22 protein-coding genes and 1 CRISPR repeat array are annotated in these 22,845 nt (G+C 44.2%); of the genes, 1 reads left to right on the forward strand and 21 read right to left on the reverse strand.

Going from position 1 to position 22,845, the window contains the following annotated elements; genetic code table 11:
- Positions 1 to 240 precede the first annotated feature (240 nt).
- The 4 genes from EJL91_RS06045 to cas4 all read right to left on the reverse strand — a co-directional run bounded on the left by EJL91_RS06045 (position 241) and on the right by cas4 (position 3,789).
- Positions 241 to 516 (reverse strand): SIMPL domain-containing protein, encoded by a 276-nt coding sequence (locus EJL91_RS06045; RefSeq protein WP_206429470.1) that lies wholly within the window; start codon positions 514 to 516, stop codon positions 241 to 243.
- Positions 517 to 712: 196 nt separating this feature from the next.
- A CRISPR array of direct repeats spans positions 713 to 1,627; the repeat unit is 33 nt; unit sequence ATTTCAATCCACGTTCCCCGCGAAGGGAACGAC.
- Between the two features lie 171 nt (positions 1,628 to 1,798).
- Entirely contained in the window at positions 1,799 to 2,089 is a 291-nt protein-coding gene (gene cas2, locus EJL91_RS06050) for a CRISPR-associated endonuclease Cas2 (protein ID WP_125141093.1), read from the reverse strand.
- A gap of 9 nt (positions 2,090 to 2,098) precedes the next feature.
- Positions 2,099 to 3,130, reverse strand: coding sequence for a type I-C CRISPR-associated endonuclease Cas1c (gene cas1c / locus EJL91_RS06055; RefSeq protein WP_125141094.1), 1,032 nt, complete (start codon positions 3,128 to 3,130; stop codon positions 2,099 to 2,101).
- Positions 3,127 to 3,789, reverse strand: coding sequence for a CRISPR-associated protein Cas4 (gene cas4 / locus EJL91_RS06060; protein WP_125141095.1), 663 nt, complete (start codon positions 3,787 to 3,789; stop codon positions 3,127 to 3,129). The genes cas1c and cas4 overlap by 4 nt, the downstream gene beginning before the upstream one ends.
- Positions 3,790 to 3,982: 193 nt before the next feature.
- Here cas4 and EJL91_RS06070 point away from each other — a divergent pair, with 193 nt between their 5' ends.
- Entirely contained in the window at positions 3,983 to 5,467 is a 1,485-nt protein-coding gene (locus EJL91_RS06070) for a hypothetical protein (protein WP_125141096.1), read from the forward strand.
- Between the two features lie 165 nt (positions 5,468 to 5,632).
- Here the strand turns inward: EJL91_RS06070 and cas7c are convergent, their stop codons facing one another.
- From cas7c to EJL91_RS06155, 17 genes are all read right to left on the reverse strand, one after another.
- The gene (cas7c, locus tag EJL91_RS06075) at positions 5,633 to 6,523 is read right to left on the reverse strand and encodes a type I-C CRISPR-associated protein Cas7/Csd2 (protein ID WP_125141097.1); all 891 of its coding nucleotides are present in this window, start codon (positions 6,521 to 6,523) and stop codon (positions 5,633 to 5,635) included.
- A complete protein-coding gene (gene cas8c / locus EJL91_RS06080; RefSeq protein WP_125141098.1) occupies positions 6,523 to 8,271 on the reverse strand; it encodes a type I-C CRISPR-associated protein Cas8c/Csd1 in 1,749 nt (582 codons plus the stop codon). The genes cas7c and cas8c overlap by 1 nt, the downstream gene beginning before the upstream one ends.
- Positions 8,268 to 8,927 carry a type I-C CRISPR-associated protein Cas5c gene (gene cas5c, locus EJL91_RS06085; protein ID WP_125141099.1) on the reverse strand — a complete coding sequence of 220 codons (660 nt, stop codon included), beginning with the start codon at positions 8,925 to 8,927 and terminating at the stop codon, positions 8,268 to 8,270. The genes cas8c and cas5c overlap by 4 nt, the downstream gene beginning before the upstream one ends.
- Positions 8,928 to 9,191: 264 nt before the next feature.
- The gene (gene cas3, locus EJL91_RS06090; protein ID WP_125141100.1) at positions 9,192 to 11,348 is read right to left on the reverse strand and encodes a CRISPR-associated helicase Cas3'; all 2,157 of its coding nucleotides are present in this window, start codon (positions 11,346 to 11,348) and stop codon (positions 9,192 to 9,194) included.
- Between the two features lie 128 nt (positions 11,349 to 11,476).
- Positions 11,477 to 11,809, reverse strand: coding sequence for a hypothetical protein (locus EJL91_RS06095; RefSeq protein ID WP_164516762.1), 333 nt, complete (start codon positions 11,807 to 11,809; stop codon positions 11,477 to 11,479).
- Complete coding sequence (locus EJL91_RS06100) at positions 11,764 to 11,958, reverse strand: rod shape-determining protein (RefSeq protein WP_125141102.1); 195 nt, start codon at positions 11,956 to 11,958, stop codon at positions 11,764 to 11,766. The genes EJL91_RS06095 and EJL91_RS06100 overlap by 46 nt, the downstream gene beginning before the upstream one ends.
- A 32-nt stretch (positions 11,959 to 11,990) precedes the next feature.
- Positions 11,991 to 12,500: an SIR2 family protein gene (locus EJL91_RS06105; protein WP_423243437.1), complete on the reverse strand. Its 510-nt coding sequence runs from the start codon at positions 12,498 to 12,500 to the stop codon at positions 11,991 to 11,993.
- Positions 12,501 to 12,532: 32 nt separating this feature from the next.
- Complete coding sequence (locus EJL91_RS06110) at positions 12,533 to 12,982, reverse strand: hypothetical protein (protein ID WP_125141104.1); 450 nt, start codon at positions 12,980 to 12,982, stop codon at positions 12,533 to 12,535.
- Between the two features lie 226 nt (positions 12,983 to 13,208).
- Positions 13,209 to 13,586, reverse strand: coding sequence for a hypothetical protein (locus tag EJL91_RS06115; RefSeq protein ID WP_125141105.1), 378 nt, complete (start codon positions 13,584 to 13,586; stop codon positions 13,209 to 13,211).
- Positions 13,568 to 13,780, reverse strand: a complete 213-nt coding sequence (locus tag EJL91_RS06120; RefSeq protein ID WP_125141106.1) for a winged helix-turn-helix domain-containing protein — start codon at positions 13,778 to 13,780, stop codon at positions 13,568 to 13,570. The genes EJL91_RS06115 and EJL91_RS06120 overlap by 19 nt, the downstream gene beginning before the upstream one ends.
- Positions 13,781 to 14,116: 336 nt before the next feature.
- On the reverse strand, positions 14,117 to 14,398 hold the full coding sequence (locus EJL91_RS06125; protein WP_125141107.1) for an SWIM zinc finger family protein: 282 nt from the start codon (positions 14,396 to 14,398) through the stop codon (positions 14,117 to 14,119).
- A 71-nt stretch (positions 14,399 to 14,469) separates the two neighbouring features.
- Positions 14,470 to 14,955, reverse strand: coding sequence for a DUF7004 family protein (locus tag EJL91_RS06130; protein WP_125141108.1), 486 nt, complete (start codon positions 14,953 to 14,955; stop codon positions 14,470 to 14,472).
- 444 nt (positions 14,956 to 15,399) lie between these two features.
- Complete coding sequence (locus tag EJL91_RS06135; RefSeq protein WP_125141109.1) at positions 15,400 to 16,443, reverse strand: hypothetical protein; 1,044 nt, start codon at positions 16,441 to 16,443, stop codon at positions 15,400 to 15,402.
- A 60-nt stretch (positions 16,444 to 16,503) separates the two neighbouring features.
- The gene (locus EJL91_RS06140) at positions 16,504 to 18,102 is read right to left on the reverse strand and encodes a hypothetical protein (protein ID WP_125141110.1); all 1,599 of its coding nucleotides are present in this window, start codon (positions 18,100 to 18,102) and stop codon (positions 16,504 to 16,506) included.
- Complete coding sequence (locus EJL91_RS06145; protein ID WP_125141111.1) at positions 18,093 to 20,120, reverse strand: restriction endonuclease subunit S; 2,028 nt, start codon at positions 20,118 to 20,120, stop codon at positions 18,093 to 18,095. The genes EJL91_RS06140 and EJL91_RS06145 overlap by 10 nt, the downstream gene beginning before the upstream one ends.
- Positions 20,111 to 21,142 carry an HsdM family class I SAM-dependent methyltransferase gene (locus EJL91_RS06150; RefSeq protein WP_164516763.1) on the reverse strand — a complete coding sequence of 344 codons (1,032 nt, stop codon included), beginning with the start codon at positions 21,140 to 21,142 and terminating at the stop codon, positions 20,111 to 20,113. The genes EJL91_RS06145 and EJL91_RS06150 overlap by 10 nt, the downstream gene beginning before the upstream one ends.
- A 267-nt stretch (positions 21,143 to 21,409) precedes the next feature.
- Entirely contained in the window at positions 21,410 to 22,798 is a 1,389-nt protein-coding gene (locus EJL91_RS06155; RefSeq protein ID WP_164516764.1) for an N-6 DNA methylase, read from the reverse strand.
- Positions 22,799 to 22,845 lie beyond the last annotated feature (47 nt).

The raw sequence follows: 22,845 nt of genomic DNA on the forward strand, positions 1-22,845 counted from the left end.
GCATACCTCGGAGCTTCACAGAGGCATCTCTTCTCTATTTCATATCTGGTATCGGAATAAAGATTCACTTCACCTCAGTTACAATCTATCGCAATCAGTTGTCTCAGCTTCACACCGGAAGCTTCACAGACACAGAGCAGTTCCACCTTTTTCTTTGCATTTATAGCTGCCTCCGCAGAAGAGCATCGTTCACTGCCACCGGGTCTCCAACCGTATATTTAATAGACAGCTCAGGGTGTATCAGCAGTCCGCAATGGCCGCCAATGCTCGTGACAGTTTTTTCATATCAAAGTCATTTGACAATTTCAGCTGATGACTACATACGAAACCATTGAATACCCGCTGATAATTCTTCTGCCTGTCCTTGCGGCTGTCGTAGTCTGTCTTGACATTAAAATCCGTGGTCTTGACAGTCTCTTTCTCAAAACCAATCCTGGCAAGGCAATCATTTAACTGGCTCAACCGCCCTGCCGCCATATCCATTGACTTATCATACTCCTTATCCTTAGCCTCCATCCTGTTTCCATGTATTCCTTTCCGATGCCTCATATGATGCAGCGCATGGCAGTATGCTTCTAAAAATATGTTTTTCGCAATGTTGCTAAACAGGCTTTTCCCTCCAGGCTCTAGAGACCCATCGATTACCCATAATCAATGTTTCCGCAAAGGGAACGACGGCGCAGTTGTTTGACGCGAGCAAAATTACAATTGGATTTCAATCCACGTTCCCCGCGAAGGGAACGACAATTCAAGACAGTGGTCATTGATACGATTAATGATTTCAATCCACGTTCCCCGCGAAGGGAACGACGGACAGTCAACCCCTTCTGCAATGGACTCATTAATTTCAATCCACGTTCCCCGCGAAGGGAACGACCATGCGCAGGAGTAAGCGCCAGAAAAGACGGAATGATTTCAATCCACGTTCCCCGCGAAGGGAACGACTATTTTCATTCAGGAAAGCTGTTGAAGCAGGAATAATTTCAATCCACGTTCCCCGCGAAGGGAACGACTCTGGTGCGCGCATATCCAACTACTTGGAAATTTCATTTCAATCCACGTTCCCCGCGAAGGGAACGACCTATACCGCACAGCGGAAAGGGGGTGCTACTTTGATTTCAATCCACGTTCCCCGCGAAGGGAACGACCATGCGTCGGCCGTTGCTTCAGGTAATACAACGGTTATTTCAATCCACGTTCCCCGCGAAGGGAACGACATGTTCGGCCGCAGCTCACGAAAGCGTAAAGAAATGATTTCAATCCACGTTCCCCGCGAAGGGAACGACGTTTTTTTTGACACGTTTGCATTGCTATTTTGATATTTCAATCCACGTTCCCCGCGAAGGGAACGACGGATTTTTGTATTTACATACTGGCCGCAATTGTATTTCAATCCACGTTCCCCGCGAAGGGAACGACGAACCAGAGCCAAGAGTCTCTAACTTCGTAAGGATAATTTCAATCCACGTTCCCCGCGAAGGGAACGACGCTGCACCGTTCTTTTTATGTCAGGGGGAAATTAGATATTTCAATCCACGTTCCCCGCGAAGGGAACGACAGGCATGACCTTTTGATGGCGTCATTTACTTTTTCCATTTCAATCCACGTTCCCCGCGAAGGGAACGACAGCAAATATATCCAATATTATATCACAAAACAGCCACATTTTTGTATTATTAGAATATTTCCTGCATAATACCACACAAGAATCTAACCAAACCTCTACTCCCTCTCCCCTTTTTGTGCACTTTTTCCGGTGCGAATCCCCCGGGATTTTCATGTGTGCTTCACATTCGCACTACAAAATCAGAGTGTCATCCGCCGCAATTCCTTTATCAACCCCTATATGCTCCACCTTCGTCTTATACTTATTGCCCAGATAATAGAACCTCAGGCTGTCGACCTCTTCATCTATAATCTCTGTCAAAATCGACTTCAGCAACACACACTGCGCATTGTCCAAGATACACTCAAACACGGAATTTTGGACTCGGCGACCGTAGTTCACACATTGCTTGGCAACCTTTCTGAGTCTCGTTTTTCCTCCGGCTGTCTCCGTATTCACGTCATATGTAATCAATACCAGCAAATTCTCTCCTCACTTCCACAAAAATGGCGGATACGCGTCCAGATCGCCCCGCAGGTATCTCGCAAGCAGCATAGCTTGAACATAGGGAACCATCCCCCACTCAACCTTTTCCTGTAAATACGGATGTGTCAGGGTTTCCTTTTTCCGGTTCTGCCACTCTGTGAGGAACCTTCTTCTGGCATCCTCCTTCATCAAAACAGCGCCATTTTCCTTTTTCAGGAAATCCCCCCGCTGAACGATTTTTTTATTAACCATAGACAGAACAAAACGATCCGCCAGTACAGGGCGCAGCTCTTCTATTAAATCCAGAGCCAGGGACACCCGGCCAGGGCGCTCCGTATGGAAGACGCCCACATAAGGATCCAGCCCGACAGTTTCCAGCGCGGCTGCAATATTATTTGTCAGCAACGTGTATACAAAAGACAGCATTGCATTTACATTATCGGTCGGCGGCCTCTTGTTTCTACCGGAAAAGGCAAAATCTTTCTTCTGCTGCAGAATCATTTCATCAAATATGCCGAAATAAACGCTGGCGGCCTCTCCTTCATAGCCCCTCAGGCGGTCCTTCGATTCGCTGGTGCGGATTCTGAGTGCGGCATCCTTAAGAAAAAGAGAGGCCCGTTTTACTTTCTCCGCATCAATCTGCATACCGTGATCCCGGACAGCGCGCTCCAGCACCCACCTCGCATTGTGTACCTTTCCAGTAATACAGTTTTTTGCAATCTCCAGACTCGCCGCCTCATCCATACACGTTCGGTACTGCTTGTCTCTCAACACTACATTCCCCTTTACTCTCCCCGTTACCCGTGCCAGAAATCTGCCGCTGGGGCTCACAAAGCAGAGAGAAATATTGCGCTCCGCACACGCTCCCATCAGGGCCGGGCTGGTTCCACGGTAACCGAACGAGACGATCCCCTCCAGATTATGGAGGGGAAGGCGCCCTATCTCCCGTTCCTTATCCAGCACAACAATATTTTCACCGTCCAGTGAAAGATAACTGTCTTCTGATGTCACATATAAGGTGTTCAGCAGTTTTTTCATTTCTCTTCCTCCAATGCCTGTTTTATATATGCTCCCACCGGCATGGTCTTTCCCAGCTTTGGCAGACAGATTTCTTTCAGAGAACAGCCATTACAGCTCTTACTCCATCTGACCTTCGGAGTGTACCGCCTCTCATAGTACTGATGCATTTCCTGAAACATATCGCGAACCCTGTCTCTCAGGTCATCTGTCATCTTTATGAGCTCACGGCGGCGTGTCTCACCGTAGAAAATAGCCGCTTCCGGTATGACCGTGGAAAACATTTCTTCCAGGCAGATTGTCTGGGCAGCAAGCTGCAGAATATCCTCTTCTGAAATCTTAGGTTTCCCCTTTTTATATTCAATGGGATAAATGCTGTATAGACCGCGATGTCCGTGAAGATGCACCCCATCTTCACTCCGATGAAATTCCACCACATCGCATTCCCCGCTTGCTCCCAGCGTCCGGGAAGAAACAGGCAGAGCCCTCGCAATGAGTATCTCCTTTCGGTTTTCCGTCAAATAAGGATCATGCGCTTTTTTGTGCATCAGCTCTCCCGTAACTGTATGCACATTTTCCGCCCATTGCTGCTCAATATGAATCAAGGCCCACTGCCTGCGGCAAAACACGAAATGCTGGATACCGGATATCATCAAATAATCTTCTTCCCTATATTCCACTATATTTTTTCTCTTTACCTCCACACATACTAATAATCTCTCGGAATCTCTAAGCCACTAAATTCAAGGCTTTCAGATTCACTTTTTATTAAAATCCCCCACTTTTTTGCCATAACACTTGACAACTTCATCGAAAAATGCGGCGCTCCGCGCCCTTGATTAAAAGTATATTTTTCGATTGGAGGCGATTTTCTTGTTACCTGTTAACTCTGGCGGTCACTCCGCCTATCAAGACTTTGTTCTTGAAAATCTTCGTATATACTATCCGAATCCTGATTCTATTGCCCGCTCCACTTGGGATATCATAGATCGGTTTTGGAACCTTGACCTTTCTTTCACGGATAGTTTTATGCGGGATAAATACTCTGTTTATGGTCCCAAACCCAGAACTCCCTCCTGTATGCAGCGGTCCTATCTGTTATCCCTTGATTTCAAAGTCTCTTCGCTGACTGACTGGGCCGCACAGCTTAAAATCAATCCTCTTTACGCCATCTTAAGTGGATTTGAGTTCGGGAACACTCCCGGTGTCGGCACTTTTTATGACTTCCTCGACCGTTTGTGGGATTCTGATGACAATCATCTTTCCCCTCATATCCAGCCTCTTAAGACAAAAGTTAAGAAGCCTAAAACCAAAGGCGCCAAGGCAGATTCTGTTGAGAAAATCAAAGTGGCGCAATTACTTCCCAAATTAGAAAACACCATTTTTGATATCAAAGACCAGCCTTATGCTTCCCTTTTTTCTCTTTATCAGAATGAATTCCTAAACAGGTCTGTTTCCAAGGGACTTATCAATCCCAAAGCTCTGGCTTTAGCTGGGGATAGAACTCCTGTTGTAACTTCTCACAGAGAGCGGAAACACCGCATCTGTGACTGTGCTTCGAACGGCATTACCGATTGTAACTGTGACAGATTTTTTTCTCAGCCTGACTGCGATATCGGTTGGGACTCCTCCAGAGACTGCTGGTATCATGGCTATGATTTATATATGCTTGTCGCATCGGATTCGGAAAGCGATCTTCCTGTCTTCCCTTTATTGAACTCCGCTTCAAAGCATGATTCTCACAGTTTTCTGCACACCTATTTCAGAATGAAAAGCTTTCTTCCCCATTTCAATGTCTCAAAGGTTCTACTGGATTCTGCTCATGACGCAATGCCTTACTATGAATATTTCAGGAAGGAAAACATCACACCTTTTATTGATCTCAATGAAAAGCGGGGCATCAAACTGCCTTACAAGGACGACTTCACCATTGGCAAAGACGGGGTTCCTGTATGCAGAGAAGGCAGATGTATGAATCATGATGGTTCTGAGCCTTCCAAACACCGTATAAAATTCAGATGTCCTTTAGCCAGCAGGAAATATGGATGCTCCTGTGAACATCCCTGCTCCCGTTCTAAATATGGAAGAACCGTACATGTGGCTATGAAAGATAATCCAAGGCTGTTTAATATTCCGCCTCGTGACTCGCAAGAATGGAAACTTGAGTATAACGCAAGAACTTCTGCTGAACGCTCGAACAAGCGTGAGAAAGTAGACTTTAAATTAGAAGACGGCAGACACCGCTCAACTAAGATGTGGTACTGCCGCCTCTACCACATCCTGATGCTGCAACATCTGGATGCATGGGATTTGCCTTTTGAATCTGCCCTAAGAAAGTTGATTCTACAAGCGGCATAATCCATTCCCTATTATAACTGATTTCTCAAGGCATAGCGACAGTTATGTCTATTTCTCCTACTCTTTTTTCCATTTTTTATTTCTTATCGGATAATAATCACTTTTCAATGTTCTGTTGCCAGCTTCGCTGGCATAATCACTCAAGATTCCGAGAGATCATACTACTTATATCTTTCTGATTACCTCCACCGTATCCGGAATCAGCTCTTCGTGAACCGTAACCTCATAGTCCTGGTATTTTCTCGGATAGAGAATTTCATCCTTTTTCTTTACTTCCACGGTCTCGAACAGTTTATAAGCAGGACAATCTCCCAGCTCTTTACTGTGTTTGAATACAATTAATTCCCGGACTGCCATCTTCCCCCTTGCCGCCGAATGATCGTGTTCAAACATATTGATAATTGCCTCCCACAAGAGTTCCAGATCCTCCTCCGAAAAGCCAGTCACTTTTCTGGCAAGATTGGCAGAAATATATCCCTCCACACGGTAGAGTCCGTAAGGCACGATATTCTTTCTGCCCATCTCCGTACTCTTATTCCCCGCATCCTTTTCCGTAGTGATAGCCACTCGCGTGATCGTCACTTCCTGGCTCACGATTGGGTCAATACTTCGGGCAAATCCCAATTGCACAGGCCCCCTCACCTGGCCGCAGTTTAGAGAAGCCTTTACAAATGTAGTCATAACTGCGCCGAATGTCCGGATATCAAAGAAGTTCTTACACATGAAATCTCTGATTTTCCGGTCTGCCTCGGGATCGTTTTTCTTTAAATCCTTTGTTTTGGACTCGTCAATATTCAAGTACTCAAATGCCATGCTGTCGCTCCGGTTCAACGGAATATTCTCTTTTATATAGATTTGATACCCTTCCTCCTCTTCTTTCACAATCTCCACATAATTGCGGATTTTTCTCTTTAAGCAGACATCCGTTACCAGTCCGTATCCGCTCTCCGGATCGATTCTCGGCATATTTCCGGCATCCGGATCTCCGTTCGGATTGCCATTTTCCACATCAAACAACACGACAAATTCGTACCTGTTTTTAATCACTTCACCCATTACTTCTCCTCCTTTTTCTCGAAACGCTTCTGAACCTGATGGTAATATCCCAGTATAAACATCCCCTGTTCTTCCAAGGACAATCTCCGCGGAAAAGCCAAAGGACACTCCTCTTCCACCTCGATCATCCCCTCGAGTCCGGTTAATATTTTTTCATAAAAAATCCGTTTCCCGGTCTCCAATTTTCGGATATGACTGTTTTTCAGCTTCAGCAAAATAGGAAATACTGACGCCGGCGCCGCGCAGGCCGAGTTAAAATACCGATCTTTAATCGTCGCATTGATTCCAGGATTGGCGTCCTCCTGAATGGCCTCCAGCACGGCAAATTCCCTGCCCAATACATAGGCCACATCCTTACACTGTTCATTTAATCCCACAAAGCTCCCCTCCTCTGTCCATTGTTTTCCGTGATTCCGAATCAAACAGGCCTTTATAATCGCCGCGCGCCCACGGGTGATTCTCCCCTGTTCCGCGCGAATCCGTATCAGCACATTGCTGTATAAGCTTTCCGGGTACTTTTTCCCGGACAAAATCGATTCAAACACCGATGCCGCCATGTTGGGCTGTGGTTTTTTTTCCTTGGATTTCTGGTTTACGGTCTCGAAAAGCACCCTCCAGGCACCCGGAAATTCAATTTTGTCCCAGGACGGCCTGATGATTTCCATCTGTTCATAGTGCTTTTTGATATTGGATAAAATTGTTCCAAAGTGATTCTCGTAAAAGAACCTGACCGACAGCCGCGCCGCATTGGGCGCCAGACCCAGTATGTAGAATTTCTGCTCCGGGTTGATATGGATTCCGTCTACATCAATCCCCCGGCCGGCCTGCAGGTTGGAAAAAATCCCCCTCAGCGCCTCCTGGTTCTCGTCCGTCGGCTCCATTACTCCCAGAAATAGCTCCTGATAGATCTCCTCGCCATCCTCCGACCAAAAGAGAATCGTCGTATCTCCCAGCATAAAGATGTATTTTCTCTGAGAGAGCAGGTAACCTAGCGCCGTCGTATAGGCAAACATCGCATATTTCCCGACTGGTGCGTTAAAACTCTGCTCCTTTCCATAGGATTCGAAGGACGGTGCGTTGAAAGACACCAATGCTGCCCCGCTGGACTGTGCGCCCTGAACACCCCGAATCACAGTATGAATCCGGGAAATCTCCGCCTTCTTTCCGGTCACAAGGCAAATTGCTTGGTTCTCGTTTCCAGCCGCCAAAAGAGCTTCATCCCAGGCATCACGTATATTCGGATCTTCTTGCGCGTACTGCGTTTCCACATAAAAAATCAGATTTCCGCCAGCCGTAATGTCTTCCCAATTCTCAAGCAGTTCCGGGGTTTCCTTCGCTTTCATGGGATCCCAATTCCTAAAGAAATTTTTCACCGCCACAGCGGCCTCGCTCTGTACTTGTTCAAGAATGGACTCATGCTTTTCTCTAGCTGCCTGAAAACATTCTAAAACGCGTTTGCCGCTTCCATCCTTATCGATCCCCAGTAGATATTTGGAATTATCACACAAAAAATTTGCCGATACTCCCGAGGAACGGGCCGCCATCTCCGGCACTTCCATCATCTGCGGCACCCAGACCGTCTTTTTTCCCCGCTCCTCTTCCTGCTTGAGTGGAATCAGCCCCAGCAGTCTGCCTTCTGCGTCAATATCCAGCGCATAGGTCACCTTTGCCCGGCACCACCCCTGTCTCGACACTTTTCCCTGCTCCGCTAAAGTCTCATAGTGCTTTACCAACGCCTGCAGTATCATCGAATCACCTCGCAGTCCCTCAAATCCACAACACCCCGACGCATGACAGCCCGAAAGAACATCGGCTGTATATCCTCCGGATTTGAGTAATCCATGTCGAAGAGCATAAATCCCAGATCCTTTTCTTCCACTACCTCATAGGCTCCATGGATCTCATCATCACAGAGACAGAAATTGACCGGAAATTCCCGGCAGCCAAAATAGGGTGTATGGTAGCATTCCCCCCGCTTTAGCCGTCTCATGATAATGTCCTTAAACTTTCCCGGATTGTCACTGTCATTTGCCTGATCCGTCATTTCAAAATGAGCCTCTATGACATACTCCACGTCCTTTAAAAGCAGCGAAGCTCTCTGGACAATCTCCTCTTTACTGCTGATGAACAAATCCTTTTTTGCCCCGTTATAGACAGAAAGAACATTGTTCGCCGAAACCTTGCTCTTGACCTCATTCCGTCGGATGGAGGTGAACTGAATCGGTTTCATGACGTGAATGCGGTCAATTTTCCACACCATGCCCGGATGCCAATAGACGGCCTCCAGAATCCCCCGGGCGGCAGACGGCGTCATGATATCATAGCTGCAGCGCTCCACTTTCATCTCTGGACGGCTGAAAAGTGCATAATCGCCCCAGACTTTCACTCTGACTCCTACGCTCATTGCAATTCCCCCTTTCATATTCAATTTCATTTTATATTAATGTTAATTACATAATAACATAAATTTTTATTTTTGCAATAGGAATCCATTCTCTTGTTAAATTACTGCTTATCTTTTTTTCGATTCTGTGGTAGGTTATATATGTATTGTCTTTTACCTTCCGGTAAATTCGGTTTAAAACAGGTAAATGCGGATTGAAATATTTTGGATTACTGTTAGGAATCCACATCGAGAGCCAGGTCCATTCTGGCTCTCGATGACATTTTACAACCACACATCCGTTCCCAGCTCCACATGAATCTGCAAGCCAGTCTCTTCCGAATAATTCCCACAGTCCGTTAAAACAAAAAACTCTTCTTTCAACTCCTCCGATACCCCAACAACCATCCCGGTGCCATACAATTTTTGAAAAAGATTATCATAAATATTAACGCAGTATTGCCCCGCCTCCCGGATTAATTTTTTTGACACCCCTTTTAACCTCAATTCCTCCGCAATTTCTTTGGCACGTTCTTCGATCGGAATCAAAATTGTTTTTGTATTCTGCTCGATCAGTTTAAATTCTCTTCCGACCGTGGAAAAAGCAAACCGGCCTTTTTGAAATTCATCTAAAATATTCTTTTTATCCAGGGCAGATCCTTTAAAACGATATAATCTGGTAAAATAATCCTGGACCGCCTCAAGGGAAGCTATGTCTTCATGATTTCGGATTACCTGTCTTGCCGTTTCGATCTGCAGTTCCTGTCCTGGAATCTTTCTGGACTCTTCCAACTGGAAATAATAGGCAAAGCTGGTCTGGGCAGGCCGGTTCCCCTCTCTGTTGCACCGGCCTGCCGCTTGTATCATGGAATCCACGCCGGCCAGTTCCCTGTAGACGCTCTGAAAGTCCAGATCCACGCCGGCCTCCACCAGACTGGTTGCTATGACAATACATTTTTTTCCCGCATCTAATCTCTCCCGTATATCCTTCAGGCGATCCTGGCGGTGATTGGGAAACATGAAGGTTGAAAGGTGATAGACTCCCTCCCCCTTGATTTCCTCATACAGCTTTTGTACATTATTCTTTGTATTCAAAATACACAGTGCCTGTTCTTCCGTTCTCAGTCTTTCTAAAAGCTCGCCCTCCGGTATTTTTCCTAAATTTTTAAAGTTGGCTCTCTTGAAAAAGCGAAACTGTTCTTCCATGCGCGGACACAGCTCCGTATGATACAAATCCTCTGGAAAGAATGGTTTCAAAGACGGCTGAGTCGCCGTACACAGCACAATGCTGCTCTCATAGTGCCGGATTAACTCTTCCATTGCGGCAATACACGGCATTAGATAATCATTTGGCAGCATCTGCGCCTCGTCAAATATGATAACGCTGTTTGCAATGTTATGTAATTTTCTGCATTTTGAAGATTTATTGGAAAATAGAGACTCAAAGAACTGGACATTCGTCGTCACAATGACAGGCAGATCCCAGTTTTCCGTCGCCAGCTGCTTTGGTTTCAGTTCCTCCGTGCTTTCATAATCAATGCCGCTATGATGTTCCAGAACATTTTCTTTCCCCAGAATATCGCTGAATACATTTGCATTCTGCTCGATGATGCTGGTATACGGAATCACGTAGATGACACGCTTCATCCCATGCTCCGCCGCATGGTTCAGGGCAAATGCCAGAGACGCCACCGTCTTTCCGCCACCGGTCGGAACGGTCAGGCGAAACAGCCCCTTCTCTTTCTTTCCCTGCTCGATACAGTATTTAAGTATCTCCGTCCTTCGCCCGTTGATCGTATCCTTTTCTTCATTTACAACCCATTTCTCGATATTGCGATTCAACTTTTCCAAAAGTACCGGGATACATTCTCCCGCTATCCGGCCTGTCCCGCCGTCCTTCATGAAGTCCTCCGTATCAAGATAATCGGCATCCACGAGGCAGGAATACAGCATGCGGATGAGAAAGCTCATGGTAAAGGTAGGCTCTCTCTTCCCTTCTCTCGTGAAAACAGGGGGTGAAAGAGGCGGCACTGAAATCTCCTCTTGATATGCTCCATAGTCTTCTATTTTCTTCTTCATCCTACCCGCGAAGGTTCCTCTTTCTCCCGTATCCGCGCTCGTCCCCGTGTCCGGAAGGCCGGCGTGATGGCCGGCAATACAGTACGCAGGGGCGACATAGAAACCGCCTTTTTGTTTGCCCAATTGCAGGCATAGCTGTGCTCCCGCCGTAGCATGATCTGCTGTCTCGCCGCTGCCTTTGATGCGCCTCTGAAATTTAGCCGAATATTTCCCAATGTCGTGGAGCTTCCCGCAGAAATAGCCCCAGTCTCCATAGCCAAACTCATTTGCAAACTTCTCTGCCAGGAGGGCCGTTCCCTCTAAATGACTTTTTATGCTCTGCTCCCGATTTTTGTCTTCGCTGATATGCGCAAGGTACTCCATAAGTGGCTCCTTTCTGGCTGAAATGCAGCTATTGGTTTTTTACTCCTTACCAAATCTTTTTCTTCTTTAAATTTTATTCAGTACTATTAAATCCCTTCCGAAGCTTCTTTTGGCACATATGTGCCATTTTATTCATATTGTAATGCCTGAGACAGCTCTTTAACTTCCTCAGACACCGTCTTCAGCAAATCTGTGATTCTTTCTGTAGAAATCCCATTTTCCCCCGCATACTTCAAAATCTGACCAAGTTCTTCTTTACCATAATTCTCAGGCTCGTCTTTTGTAATTCCAACAACTGTCCTGCATTTTTTATACGCAGGCGGAAGTTTTTCAGGAATTTTAGCCATTACCACAAACTGTTCTACTGCAAAAGGTATAATCGTAACATCTTTGGTGCGAGATTGACACATCACCTCTACAAGTGCTTTTTTTCCACTTCTGTCATATCTTCCGGTACACATACGGCCACCGATGTCCTAAATAAGGGTTTTTTACCCCATGCTTTTTCTAATAGCCAGGTAAATAACTGCACAGTTACAAAATAATCGGCAACCACTCCACGCCGCAGCGGAGACATTACACTGATATTTTCTGATTCTTTTCCTATCATACGCTCGGCATCCGTTCCATGGCTTACAACATTCACGTTTCGCGCAGGGCCTTCAAAATGTCCGGAATCTCGTCATAGCGATCCACCCATATTATATTGATCCCGAGCGATTCGTAATAACTCTCGCGGATGTTATTATCAATCTGCTGATACTCCTCTAAGATCTCCTGTTTCACCTTGCCGCCCGCTGCAGTCAGTTCCAGGCTCTTCCTTTTCAGTATCGCATAATGCCTTGCCTTTTCCTCCGTCCTCGCCGCCACATCGAGCGGCCTACGCATGTTCGGATCCGTCAGAGAGCACCCTAAAAAGAGACATGTCGTATCGCGAAATGCATTAAGCTGCACTAAATTTGACCAGCCATAAGCATCCCTGTATACTCGGTGATAATCTTCCTCGGAAAAGACCAGGTTTAAATCCTGACTCTCCCCCTCCTCCGGTTTCTGAGGAAGGAAGCCATGAACAGGGTAAATACTCAGCTGATTCCTATCCGGCATATCCTGTTCGCGATAAATCGTCTTGTAATCTACTCCCGCCTGTTCCAGATTCTATTCCAGCAAATCATCAAAATTATAGCTCACAATGCTTTTACGCCAATGTGGTTACGCCTTGGCGTACTGAGCTTGACAATGGCGTTCAACAGATCACTTTTGGGATCCGGCCCATTTTCATATATAATTTCCCGCACCAAATCGTAATATTCATCGTCATCAAAAGCCGTTCGTATATACCGCATTTGTGTCAACGGAGAATCTTCCTGATTCTGATAGGCCAGTTTCCATATTTCCTGCAAATGTTCGTTTCCAAAATTATTGTCTCTCAACCGTTCGCTTATCGTACGGAGGAGAAGTTTGCTAGTCAGTTCTCCCCATAGCAGCACCCCTGCATCCTTCAATATATCGGCGCCCAAAAATACGGTAACATTTTCTTCATTATAAGCGGTTCGAAGTTTTCCGATTAATATATCTCTTTTCTTCTCTTCCTCTTTTTTTGTCAACTGTATTGAAATTTTATCTTCTACCAGCATCCGTTTAGGATTGAGCGATACTCCGCATGGGCATCCAGACTGCCTATTTGATTGACTACATCTTCATAATCCTATATTTTAATTTTTATCTTAATCTGGGTTGATTATTTACATAACAGTTTACCAATTCCTGCTTCCGAGGACCGGAGATATGTGTATTAAAAATGCTCAGCAGCTCAGCCTTATCCCCTTGAGTCGGCAAACGCTTTACTGCTTGCTCAATCGCCTACAGATAAAATGTTTTTCCCGCATTTCCTCCCGGTATGTATTTCACGTCTACATATACGGGATTTGTACCCTCATCCATCCCACACGGAAAAAACGCATCCCAATCCATATCATCCGATTGGATCTGCATTTCCTTTCCATGTTTTTGAGCAAATTCTTTTAATCCTCCAACAATGAGCCGTTCAAATGCCTCGTGTGATTCCAGGTTCGTCATATCTTCCCGCTCTAAATTTTTAATGCTCTGCTGGTTTACACTTTTGGCGTTCTGTTTTTCATTAATCTTATCGATATCCTCGTCGAAGTTCTCCGACAGCTTCCAAAATCCTCTTGATGGATTATAGAGCCGCCCATATTTCTTTAAATATGTTTTTCCCATGCAATACAATAGGATACTTTCGTACGTCGTCCGTTCCCATGTGGGATTGTTCTTATCTGGTCCGGCAGATTAAGAATGTTTTCCATCTTTGCATCGATTGTATCGTTATCTAATGCCTGCCCGGCTTCCGACAGTACTTTTAAAATTGGCTTCATCATCTTTTCGAATGAAGGCACTATACTTTTATCAATCATGTTCCCCCTATTCTCCCTGTCATTCTACTTCCGAATAGCCAGCCTACATATGGCTTTCCCTTAACTTCAGCAGAGATATATGTTTCGGATATTCTATTATTACCTCTTTTATATAACAGTTTAATTTATTTGTTGTCCTGTATATTGCCCAACTATAAATTGCTTTTTGTAGAACTCATTCTTTCAATCAGTAATAATCACATTTTCCTTCTAATTGGATAAGGGCGTTTAGCAACTGTTCCTGAAGTTCTGATTTTGATAGACTTTTCATGTATACCTCCAAATCTTCATAGTGTTGCTGCTCCCTTTTTCTTCCTCTGCTTCATATTTCTCGACTTATTTGAGGAAATCTTCAGCAACATTAGGCTCTGCTGTAAACAGCACTGCCAGCATGTGTTTACAAATCACGCGTCTTTCATTTGCAAAAGCACAATTGCAAGTAGATTTTCTTGGATGCTGTTTGTCAATATAAACCGCATATGGTTCACCGCTACTGCCAGCTACGATGCCACTATATGAATCCTGGGTGACTTTTTCCCAAGAGATCACTTTTTTCTTGTTAAAATAGTCGATACCACGCCATATCGAATTTCCGCTGGCAAGCTCAAGTAATCCCATGTATACTCTCCTTTATCTATCCGCCACTATTTATACGACCTTTGTGTCATATCGTTTAACAAAGAATAATATTAGAATCCTCGCTCTCTACATAAAGTATCAATCTCTCTCCAGCTCATTCCACGCATAAAATCAGCGGATTCTTGCACTGATCGTTCTTCCATAAGTAACACACAAATACCAAGGCGCTTAATACGCTTACCTAAACGAGTGTACCTTTTCCGTTCCTCGGAAATCATCACCATATATAAAACAGAAAATAGAATATCAACATCCAAAGAATCAGAGTCATACTTTTTTGCAACAAGCGAAATTCTATCAAGTACTTGTGAGTCGATTTGACTTCCGGTTAATTCATAAACTAGAATATAATCTTCATACACTCGTTCTGCACTATATTTTATCGCCAACTTCTTGAGTACAATAAAACAATCTATATCTTGTGGTGGCTTACGACTTCCATTTGGCTGCGTCAAATAAACACACCAATCATCAAATTTTCCATTATCATATTCCAAATAGGAGCCATTTAAAAATCTCTTTATTATTTGACCCACAGCATACCTCCGATACAAGATATAGCCACTAATGAGCAGGATAATAATACGCAGCTATTTCAATACTTCTTTTTTAAGCATTCAGTATAAGAGTACCATTTTTATCTTTTGCCGAACCGTCATTTTCATTACCTCCATTCCGACACCGGCAATAAATCTCAACACAACCGAACAGAAGCGCGCGCGTTCATATCCTCCTCAAATCATCGAAAACCTTCGACTTACTGTTTTTCCAGCTATGCCACCGTTTCCAGATGCGGTTGTGTATAAAACTGATGCTTACAAGGCATAATTAGCCCTGGACGAACACGCGATCCTCCCTGCCGTATCCGACTTTACGACTGTTCTTTCATCCCACTCTTGCCATGCATTTAGATCGTTTCTAATTCTACCACTCCTTGTGACAGGAGCAATCCATGTCTTTTTCATTTCTTCAACACATAGCTAGGTACTCCGATTATCAAATTTAAGGTTCTGGAACAATTCCGATAGTTCAATGTCCGTTTTTGTCTGCAGCCATGCACAGTATATGCCTTTTACAAAATCTCTTCTATCTTTGGTACTATTCGCATGGTCTCTCAGTATTCTGCGCAAATCCGCAAGGCGTTCCTCTCTGTTTCTTCCTCTTCCACCTTCCCGGTTCAGTTCAGCCATAAGATCGTCATATACGTAGCCAAGTTCTCTGTTCCATCGCTTTCCAAGATGAAACAATCGCTCCATATTTTCTATTCTCTTCTCTGTATATGAATCTCCGTTTGGCCCCTTCTTCATAACAATACGCCTTTCACAGTCCTCCGATACACCAAATTTAATTTCATTCTTCCCCGGCCGCACATACGGTAAAAAAACAGTACATAGCTCTCCTGCCCCGATGTCCACAGAATCAATAGGATTCTTCACTCCCTTTAGCGCTCCATTGCAGTCGGAGCAAACAGGGAGGAGATTAAACGGATGAAACGCGAGTGCAGGAAATTTCTTACGAGAAAAATAGTGATCCGCCTGTCCCTCTCCCAGATCAAACAAATTATCTCTCACACATACAGGGCAGACACAACCATTTTCTCCGTTCTCCCGTTGATATTGTTCTTTTAATAAGCGGATATTAAAAGGGACTTTTATTTTCTTTCCATCCCTTTGTATTTCACTCATGACAATTCCTTTTTTAACATCAACAGCATCATAGAGTTCATTACAAAGTTGATTTAAAACCTCCATATATGCACCGGATCCACTTCCTCTTGCAGAGCGTTGATGTAACTGGTAATTGGTATCATCTATATGCCGTTGAAATTCCACGTCATTGCAGAAAGCGCAGAGCGCCTCTGTGCGCTCTAAAAAAGGCAATTGAAACAATTCCTCGATTGCTTTCTTAATTTTTCTGCGGTCAAGCAGCGGTGCCAGATCCGCCTCCACCAGTTTTCTAAGTTCATCAAAATCCAACTCCTGAAACAATGTTTTTACCGAATACTCCAGTATCATTTCAACCATTTTAATCAACCGATTTAATATCGCAGAGCATTCAGCCTGCTTTACAGGTAAAAACACAGCTTATCCCTTCTCTCTTCTCAAAATCTGAATTTTATCCAGCAAACGCATTCTTAGATAGCCGGAACCAATATATTTTAAACAGGTTTCCAGCTCCTGCACATCATTCACTTGATCCAGTATTTGCTCTATTTTTGCGTTTGAATAACTTCCCACCGAATGCCCGGTTAAAAACAATGCCTCCATTATCTCGTTTCTGCTGCCGCCAAAGGTAGATGCCTGAATATTACGGCATATCACCTGCCCCTCCCTCTGCTGAAAATAGTACAGCTGTTCAGGGAACGCATCCGTCAGCATCAGAGATGAATGAGTGGCTATTACAATTTCGTGCAGTGCCCCGGTACTCTCATATATTTGATGAATCATAGACACAAAATCAATGTCCCAGTGTTCATTTAGATAAACATCTGGTTCATCCATCAAATATAGGCATTGATTACTGCCGTCCTTATATCTTCCTAAAGCCAAAAGGCCCAGCCTGACAAGCAGCATAAACTCCCCCTCACTGAGAGCATTTTCCTCTACCACATCTTCTGTACTATTAATTTTAAATCCTATGTGCACACTCCTGATTAGTCCCTTATTATACGCGAGAATCAGTTTTGACAGAAATTCCATGGGACTTTCGTAGGCTTTGGACAGTTTATCGATATAAAAGGAGGCAGTGTCTCCCTCAAGTAAATGATCAAAGAGGAACGTAATGACCCTGTCCCCATGTGCATTTTCCACATCCGCGGCTTCATCCTGATATAACCGGACTGTATCCCAAGTGCCGTCTGTACCATCTTCTCCATCACTGTCAGCAATCAGCATATCAAACACCGCCCCATATTGCGCTACTTCCTGCCCCATTTCCTTCACCCGTTTTTCATCCAGAACAAAGGATAAGCTCATCGGCGCTGGACCACTGTCCAGCATCGATAATATCTTTCTCCTGCACTCAATATAACTTTTGATCTCAGTGTCACCTGCCGCCTTGGGAAGTATGGCAAAAAAAGCCGCCAGCACAAACACCGAGCTCTTTTCATCAATAAAAACGCAGATAGGGTTCTCTTCCAGGAGTTTTAAAGACAGGAGGAGTTTACCAATAGCCCTTTCGCGCTCTTTCCTGCTTTTCCTGCTTCTCCCCAATAAGCTCATATCGTACAGATCGCTATACAGGGAGGTCATCGGTGAGTGCACTACAATATCAAAAAAGTTATTATTGCTACCGGATGCACAGGTAAAAACATAATCCGGCAGCAAATAGCGGTGTTTTTCAAATGAATGCAATAAGTCCGGCTCGTTTTTCTCTTCAGCAAACACCTTTATGTCCAGCTTTTCACCTCCTGTTCCAGTTGAGACCTCCACCCGATATTCCTTGTCTCTCTGAATTTTGTATATGAGGTTAAACTGAAAACCCGGCACTTCATCCTGGACAATTCGTGAAAACAGAAGACAAATCCCCTCCAGAAATACAGACTTGCCGGACCCATTTAAACCAACAAAAAAACGAATGGGAATATCTCCAGTAAACATGACCCCGTGAGACTCCTCATTAAAGTTGACACAGGTACCTTTTAAATGTTTATATCCGTCTATGCTCACTTTTATCAATCGCATACCATCTTCCCTCTTACTTCTGCACAAATCCACGTATCCATAGCTATCGGACGCATTCTGTGATCCAGAATAATCCGGCGCTCCTCCCCCTGTTTATAATCCTCATAATAGTCCAAATAAAGCCCCTGTCTCTTTTCCAGCAATCCGGCGTTCTCCAATAGCTGTATGGCGGCAATTACATCCTGAATGCCGTATCCGGCAAATCTGTGTTTTCCTGCCCGGAATGTCACCTGCTTACTTACCACATGGGCTGCTAACGGTTGAATTGCCAAAAGAAACTCTTCGTAAACAACCTGCTGAAATGCAGATAACCGACTTATATAAGCACGGGCGGCAGCCGGAAGTTTTAAAAATCTTGAATATACTGTCTCGTGTTGTTGTGGCTGCCTTTTCATGAACTGTTCTACCATTTCAGCAGAATAAAATGGCACTTCCCTTCGTTCCCGTATGTAGCCAAAGTCCTGCTGGTCACTGAGAATTCCATCCTTCTCCAGCTGCTGTTCCACATTATCCCCAGACTCATCCCTGCCAGACCCATAGTCCACTGGTTTCATTCTGATAACCTGCACGGAATCAATTCCGATCCTGTTAAGCCTGATATGATCCAAAGAACCATAAGCCGGATCGGATGCATTTCTCACATCTTCTAAAAATTGTATCTCTACCTCCATCGGAAGCTGCGATAGACTAAGCGTTCTTTTCTCTCCCCCCGGAACCTGAATGCATCTCAGCTCTGAATCATAAAAGCACTCAACGCCTGACGGCGTAATCCAATAATTTTCTTTCTCATACTGAGAAGAATTGTTCAAAAACTCAGACTCTTCCATGCCTGTCTGCAACAAAAATCGTATCTTATCATACCATATTTGCCGCAGTTCTTTTAACGTTTCATTAATCTGCCTCGCTGTTTTGATGTATACAAAGTATCCCCTCAACTCCTCTGCAAATTCCCGCTGACGTGTCAGATTTACTTCCGGAACCGGCAGCTCTGTCAATACCCGTTTATTCAAAGAACTCTGAAAAGATGTTGAATTCTTAGAGTTCTGCTGGACATACTGTTTTACATAAGGATGTATCATCCAGGTAAAAAGGAAAAAAGGATCAATTCTTTCTTCATCCGCCCGTATTCTAACCGTATTTTGTCCAAACACCGATATCTGCTCCGGCTCTGATGCAACAATTCCGCATCTCCCCAGCCGCTCTACGCTGTTAATCCGATTCATTACAATATCACCGGTGTGTAACGTTGAGCGCCCGACCTGTTCTAATTCTACCTTCTCATGTGGCGCCTGATTATATTGTATCTCCCAATTATCCAACTGCGCGGTTGCGATATAGCAGACAGTCTCACCCACATCACCAGTCTGCATTCTCTTTGATGCGCCATTTAAAAGTATTTCAGTGCAATCTTTTAGATATGTAAACTTATTATCATATACAACACGATTAACTTCCTCATGAAAATATTTATCAAATATGGAGCAAACGGCACCCTTTAACGCTTCCTCCAAACATTTCTGCTGCGTTTCCGACTGATGCAAAGCTTCTAATTTTCCAGCCACCATTTTCTGGAATCTCATATCAGGTACTGGAATTTTAAACTTGCGGAAGACAGTAAGACGCAAGGAATCATAGACAGAACCTCTTGACTCAGCCTTGAACTCATTCTGCATGGCGGCAAGGCAGTACATACCATAAAGAGGCAGCACTTTCTGCGTATCAAACTCTACAGCAATAATATTGTTGCTTGGAGCCATGGGCTTATCCGAGATACCCACTTTTCCAATCGTACCTGTACCTGAGAAAAATACCGTTTGAGGCGGGGAAATTCTCATTGCCTCCATTCCCTCTCGTGTCAGGCTGCGTGTAGTTGTCTGCACATAAGTCCCGTTCAAATCCTCCACCCTCACCCACGGACACCCGCCCTCGCCAAATACGGTCTTACCGTTTTTTGAGTTTGTACCTGAATAAATTTTTGCTACTTGTTCCAACTTAAATAGTTTTACGTTCACAGCCATGATTCAAAATCCTCATCAAAATAATTACCAATCGCTCGCTCCAGTTTTTCATACCCATCAAATACCTTGTCTCGCAGTTCTTCCAGCTGTGTTTCCGGAAGCAAAAATTCGGGCTTTGTGTAGGAATCTGCGGCAAATATATAATCGTTGTGCCGGATTTCTTCCGCGGAAACACTCCAGGCGATATCATCTTCGTAAAGTCTCCAATAGCCATGATCCTTTTCCTTGTAATGCCGCCATGCATCTGCAATCCGGCCCATATCCTGTTTGTACACCTGGTCAGAAAACTCGTTATTCCCTCCGGCCCACTCGGGCAGACGGCTCAAAAATACAGTATAATCAGGTGTTGCCGATTGTTTTCTCAACAAAATAAGAGATGAATTGCTCTCCGTGTATGGCTTATAGATCTTCCTTGGCAAAGCCACAATCCCTTCCAGCGTGTATACTTCCAACAACCGCATTCTCATCTCAATAACTTCTCTAACTGTGCTGGTCAAAAAACCTTCGGGCACCAATATGCCGCAGCGTCCGCCCATTTTCAGCATCTCCATAATCTTATTCACAAAATCAATGGTCATGTGAATGTCATCCCCATAGGGCGGATTTGCAAGCACTGCGTCACAACGATTATATTCATTGAGATCCTCCAGGAAGTTCATGTGGTAAAGCCTTGCCGGAATTTTTCCATTAAAATACATATTAAAAAAAGTGAGCACTATCATTCTTGCATTCACATCGATCCCTGTTAGGACACAATCACTATTATACTTAGCCGCTGCCACCAGCAATCTGCCGCTGCCGCATACCGGTTCCAGAATGACCTCCCCCTGTTGAGGCGCTATCATGCAGGCCATCAGTGAACAGAGCGTTGATGGGGTAATAAAATCCTTTATATATTGTTGAGAAAACATGGTCTGCAGAAGATAACAAAATGCTTCTGAAGAATTCTCATATAAATATGTTTTATCTGAGATGAGATTTTTCAAAAAATCACTCAGATAGCTCACCCTTTTTTCATCCATAACCGCCAGCGCCCGGCCAAACGTGAATTGTTGCCTGCACAGCCAATGATTTTTACTGCACAATTTTCCCATGCCTGTTTGCCATTCATACTTGTTCGCAGACAACAATAGGGTACTGTCAATATCCTCTTCATTCATACCGTATAAAAGCAATGAAACATCACAGAGAAAATCTCCCGGTTCAGCTGACCCTAAATTTTCCAACAGGAAGTCTATCTGCTCATATATCCAATTTTGTTCCTTCCGTGTACTTGTCATCCTTTATCCTCATAATCGTTTCAGTATATGTAAAAAATTTTCTCTATTTTCATCCATCAGCTGTTTCAGTTTCGCTTCCAGCCTCTCCTCTTGAGCTTCCAAATTCTCAATATCCGGTAACTTTGACGGCGCGGAAACAATATATTGTTCAGGAGCCAGGGAATAATCCTCTGTCTCAATCTCATCTGCTTTAACAATTCTGCTAAATCCCTGCTGGTCTTCGCTACGCCCCTGTTGGTAGAATTCGTATGCCTGGCAGATTCTCTGCATCTCGGTTTCCGGCAATATTGTAGTCTTATCAACTGTCACGCCTAAATTTCTGGCATCAATCAACAGAATTTTATTTCTGCAATCGAGATTTTTACTCTTATTTATTATCCAATATGAGACTGATATTTTAGTGCAGTAAAATAATCCTGCCGGTAGTGTTACAATTGCCTCCAGAATATCATCTTTGATAATACCGGCCCTAATTCTGCGTTCAGCATTATTACTGCTATCTAATACGCCATTGCTCAATACAATGGCCATCTTCCCGCTCTCCCTCAAATGATACAACATAAGCTGCAGCCAGGCGAACTCACCTCTCTTTAAAGGCGGCATCCCGTATTTCCACTTTGGATCATATGGATCTAGCTGCTGTTCCCAGCTGTGAGTTCCAAAAGGAGGATTTCCCAATACAAAATCGGCCTTGAACGTATCACCTATGTCTTCGCCTGAATGAACTGTAATTCCCCTCAATGCTGCCTTCATACAGGTGATTCGCCACGCCGCGGAATCCGCTTCGTGCCCATATAATTGAAAACTCCCATCATGCTTTGATATATATTCTGCCGACTTAAGCAGCAAGGCACCAGATCCACAGCACGGATCGTAGACACGTCCACCTGTTGGCTGAAGAAATTGTATCATCAACTCAGACACCTGAAGCGGCGTATAGAATGCCCCTGTCGTTTCGCTTCTTTCAGGTGGCAAGTACGAGCATATATACTCAAAAACCTCAGCCATTCCACACGTTCCCTGAGCCTCACCATTTCCTGTGATCATACTGAATCCATCAAGTAACAGTCGAAGTTCCGGCTCTTCAACATTCCCCTGTACGCTCTCCGGAAATACTAAATTTCCGTAAATTTCGCTATTATCTTGCACTAATTGCAAGGCTCGATACAGGCCTCGCTTCAGCTCTGTATCCGGCATATTTTTTAGAAACTCCCATCTCAATTCAGAAGGTATGTATAAATCGTCTTCCTGATAATGGTTTTCCTGTTCTAATACGATATTGACCTGACGAAGAACCAGTAAACTCAAAATCAGGTTCCTTTTTTCTTCATCCCCCAGCCTTTTATCCAGCCGGTTTTCCAGCTGTCTCAACATAACAATGATATATCTTATTTTCATAAGCATTTACTTCCCCAATTATTTTTAGTATCAACCCTCACCCGGCA

Source organism: Clostridium transplantifaecale (genome assembly GCF_900626075.1).
GTDB classification, from domain to species: Bacteria; Bacillota; Clostridia; order Lachnospirales; family Lachnospiraceae; genus Otoolea; species Otoolea transplantifaecalis.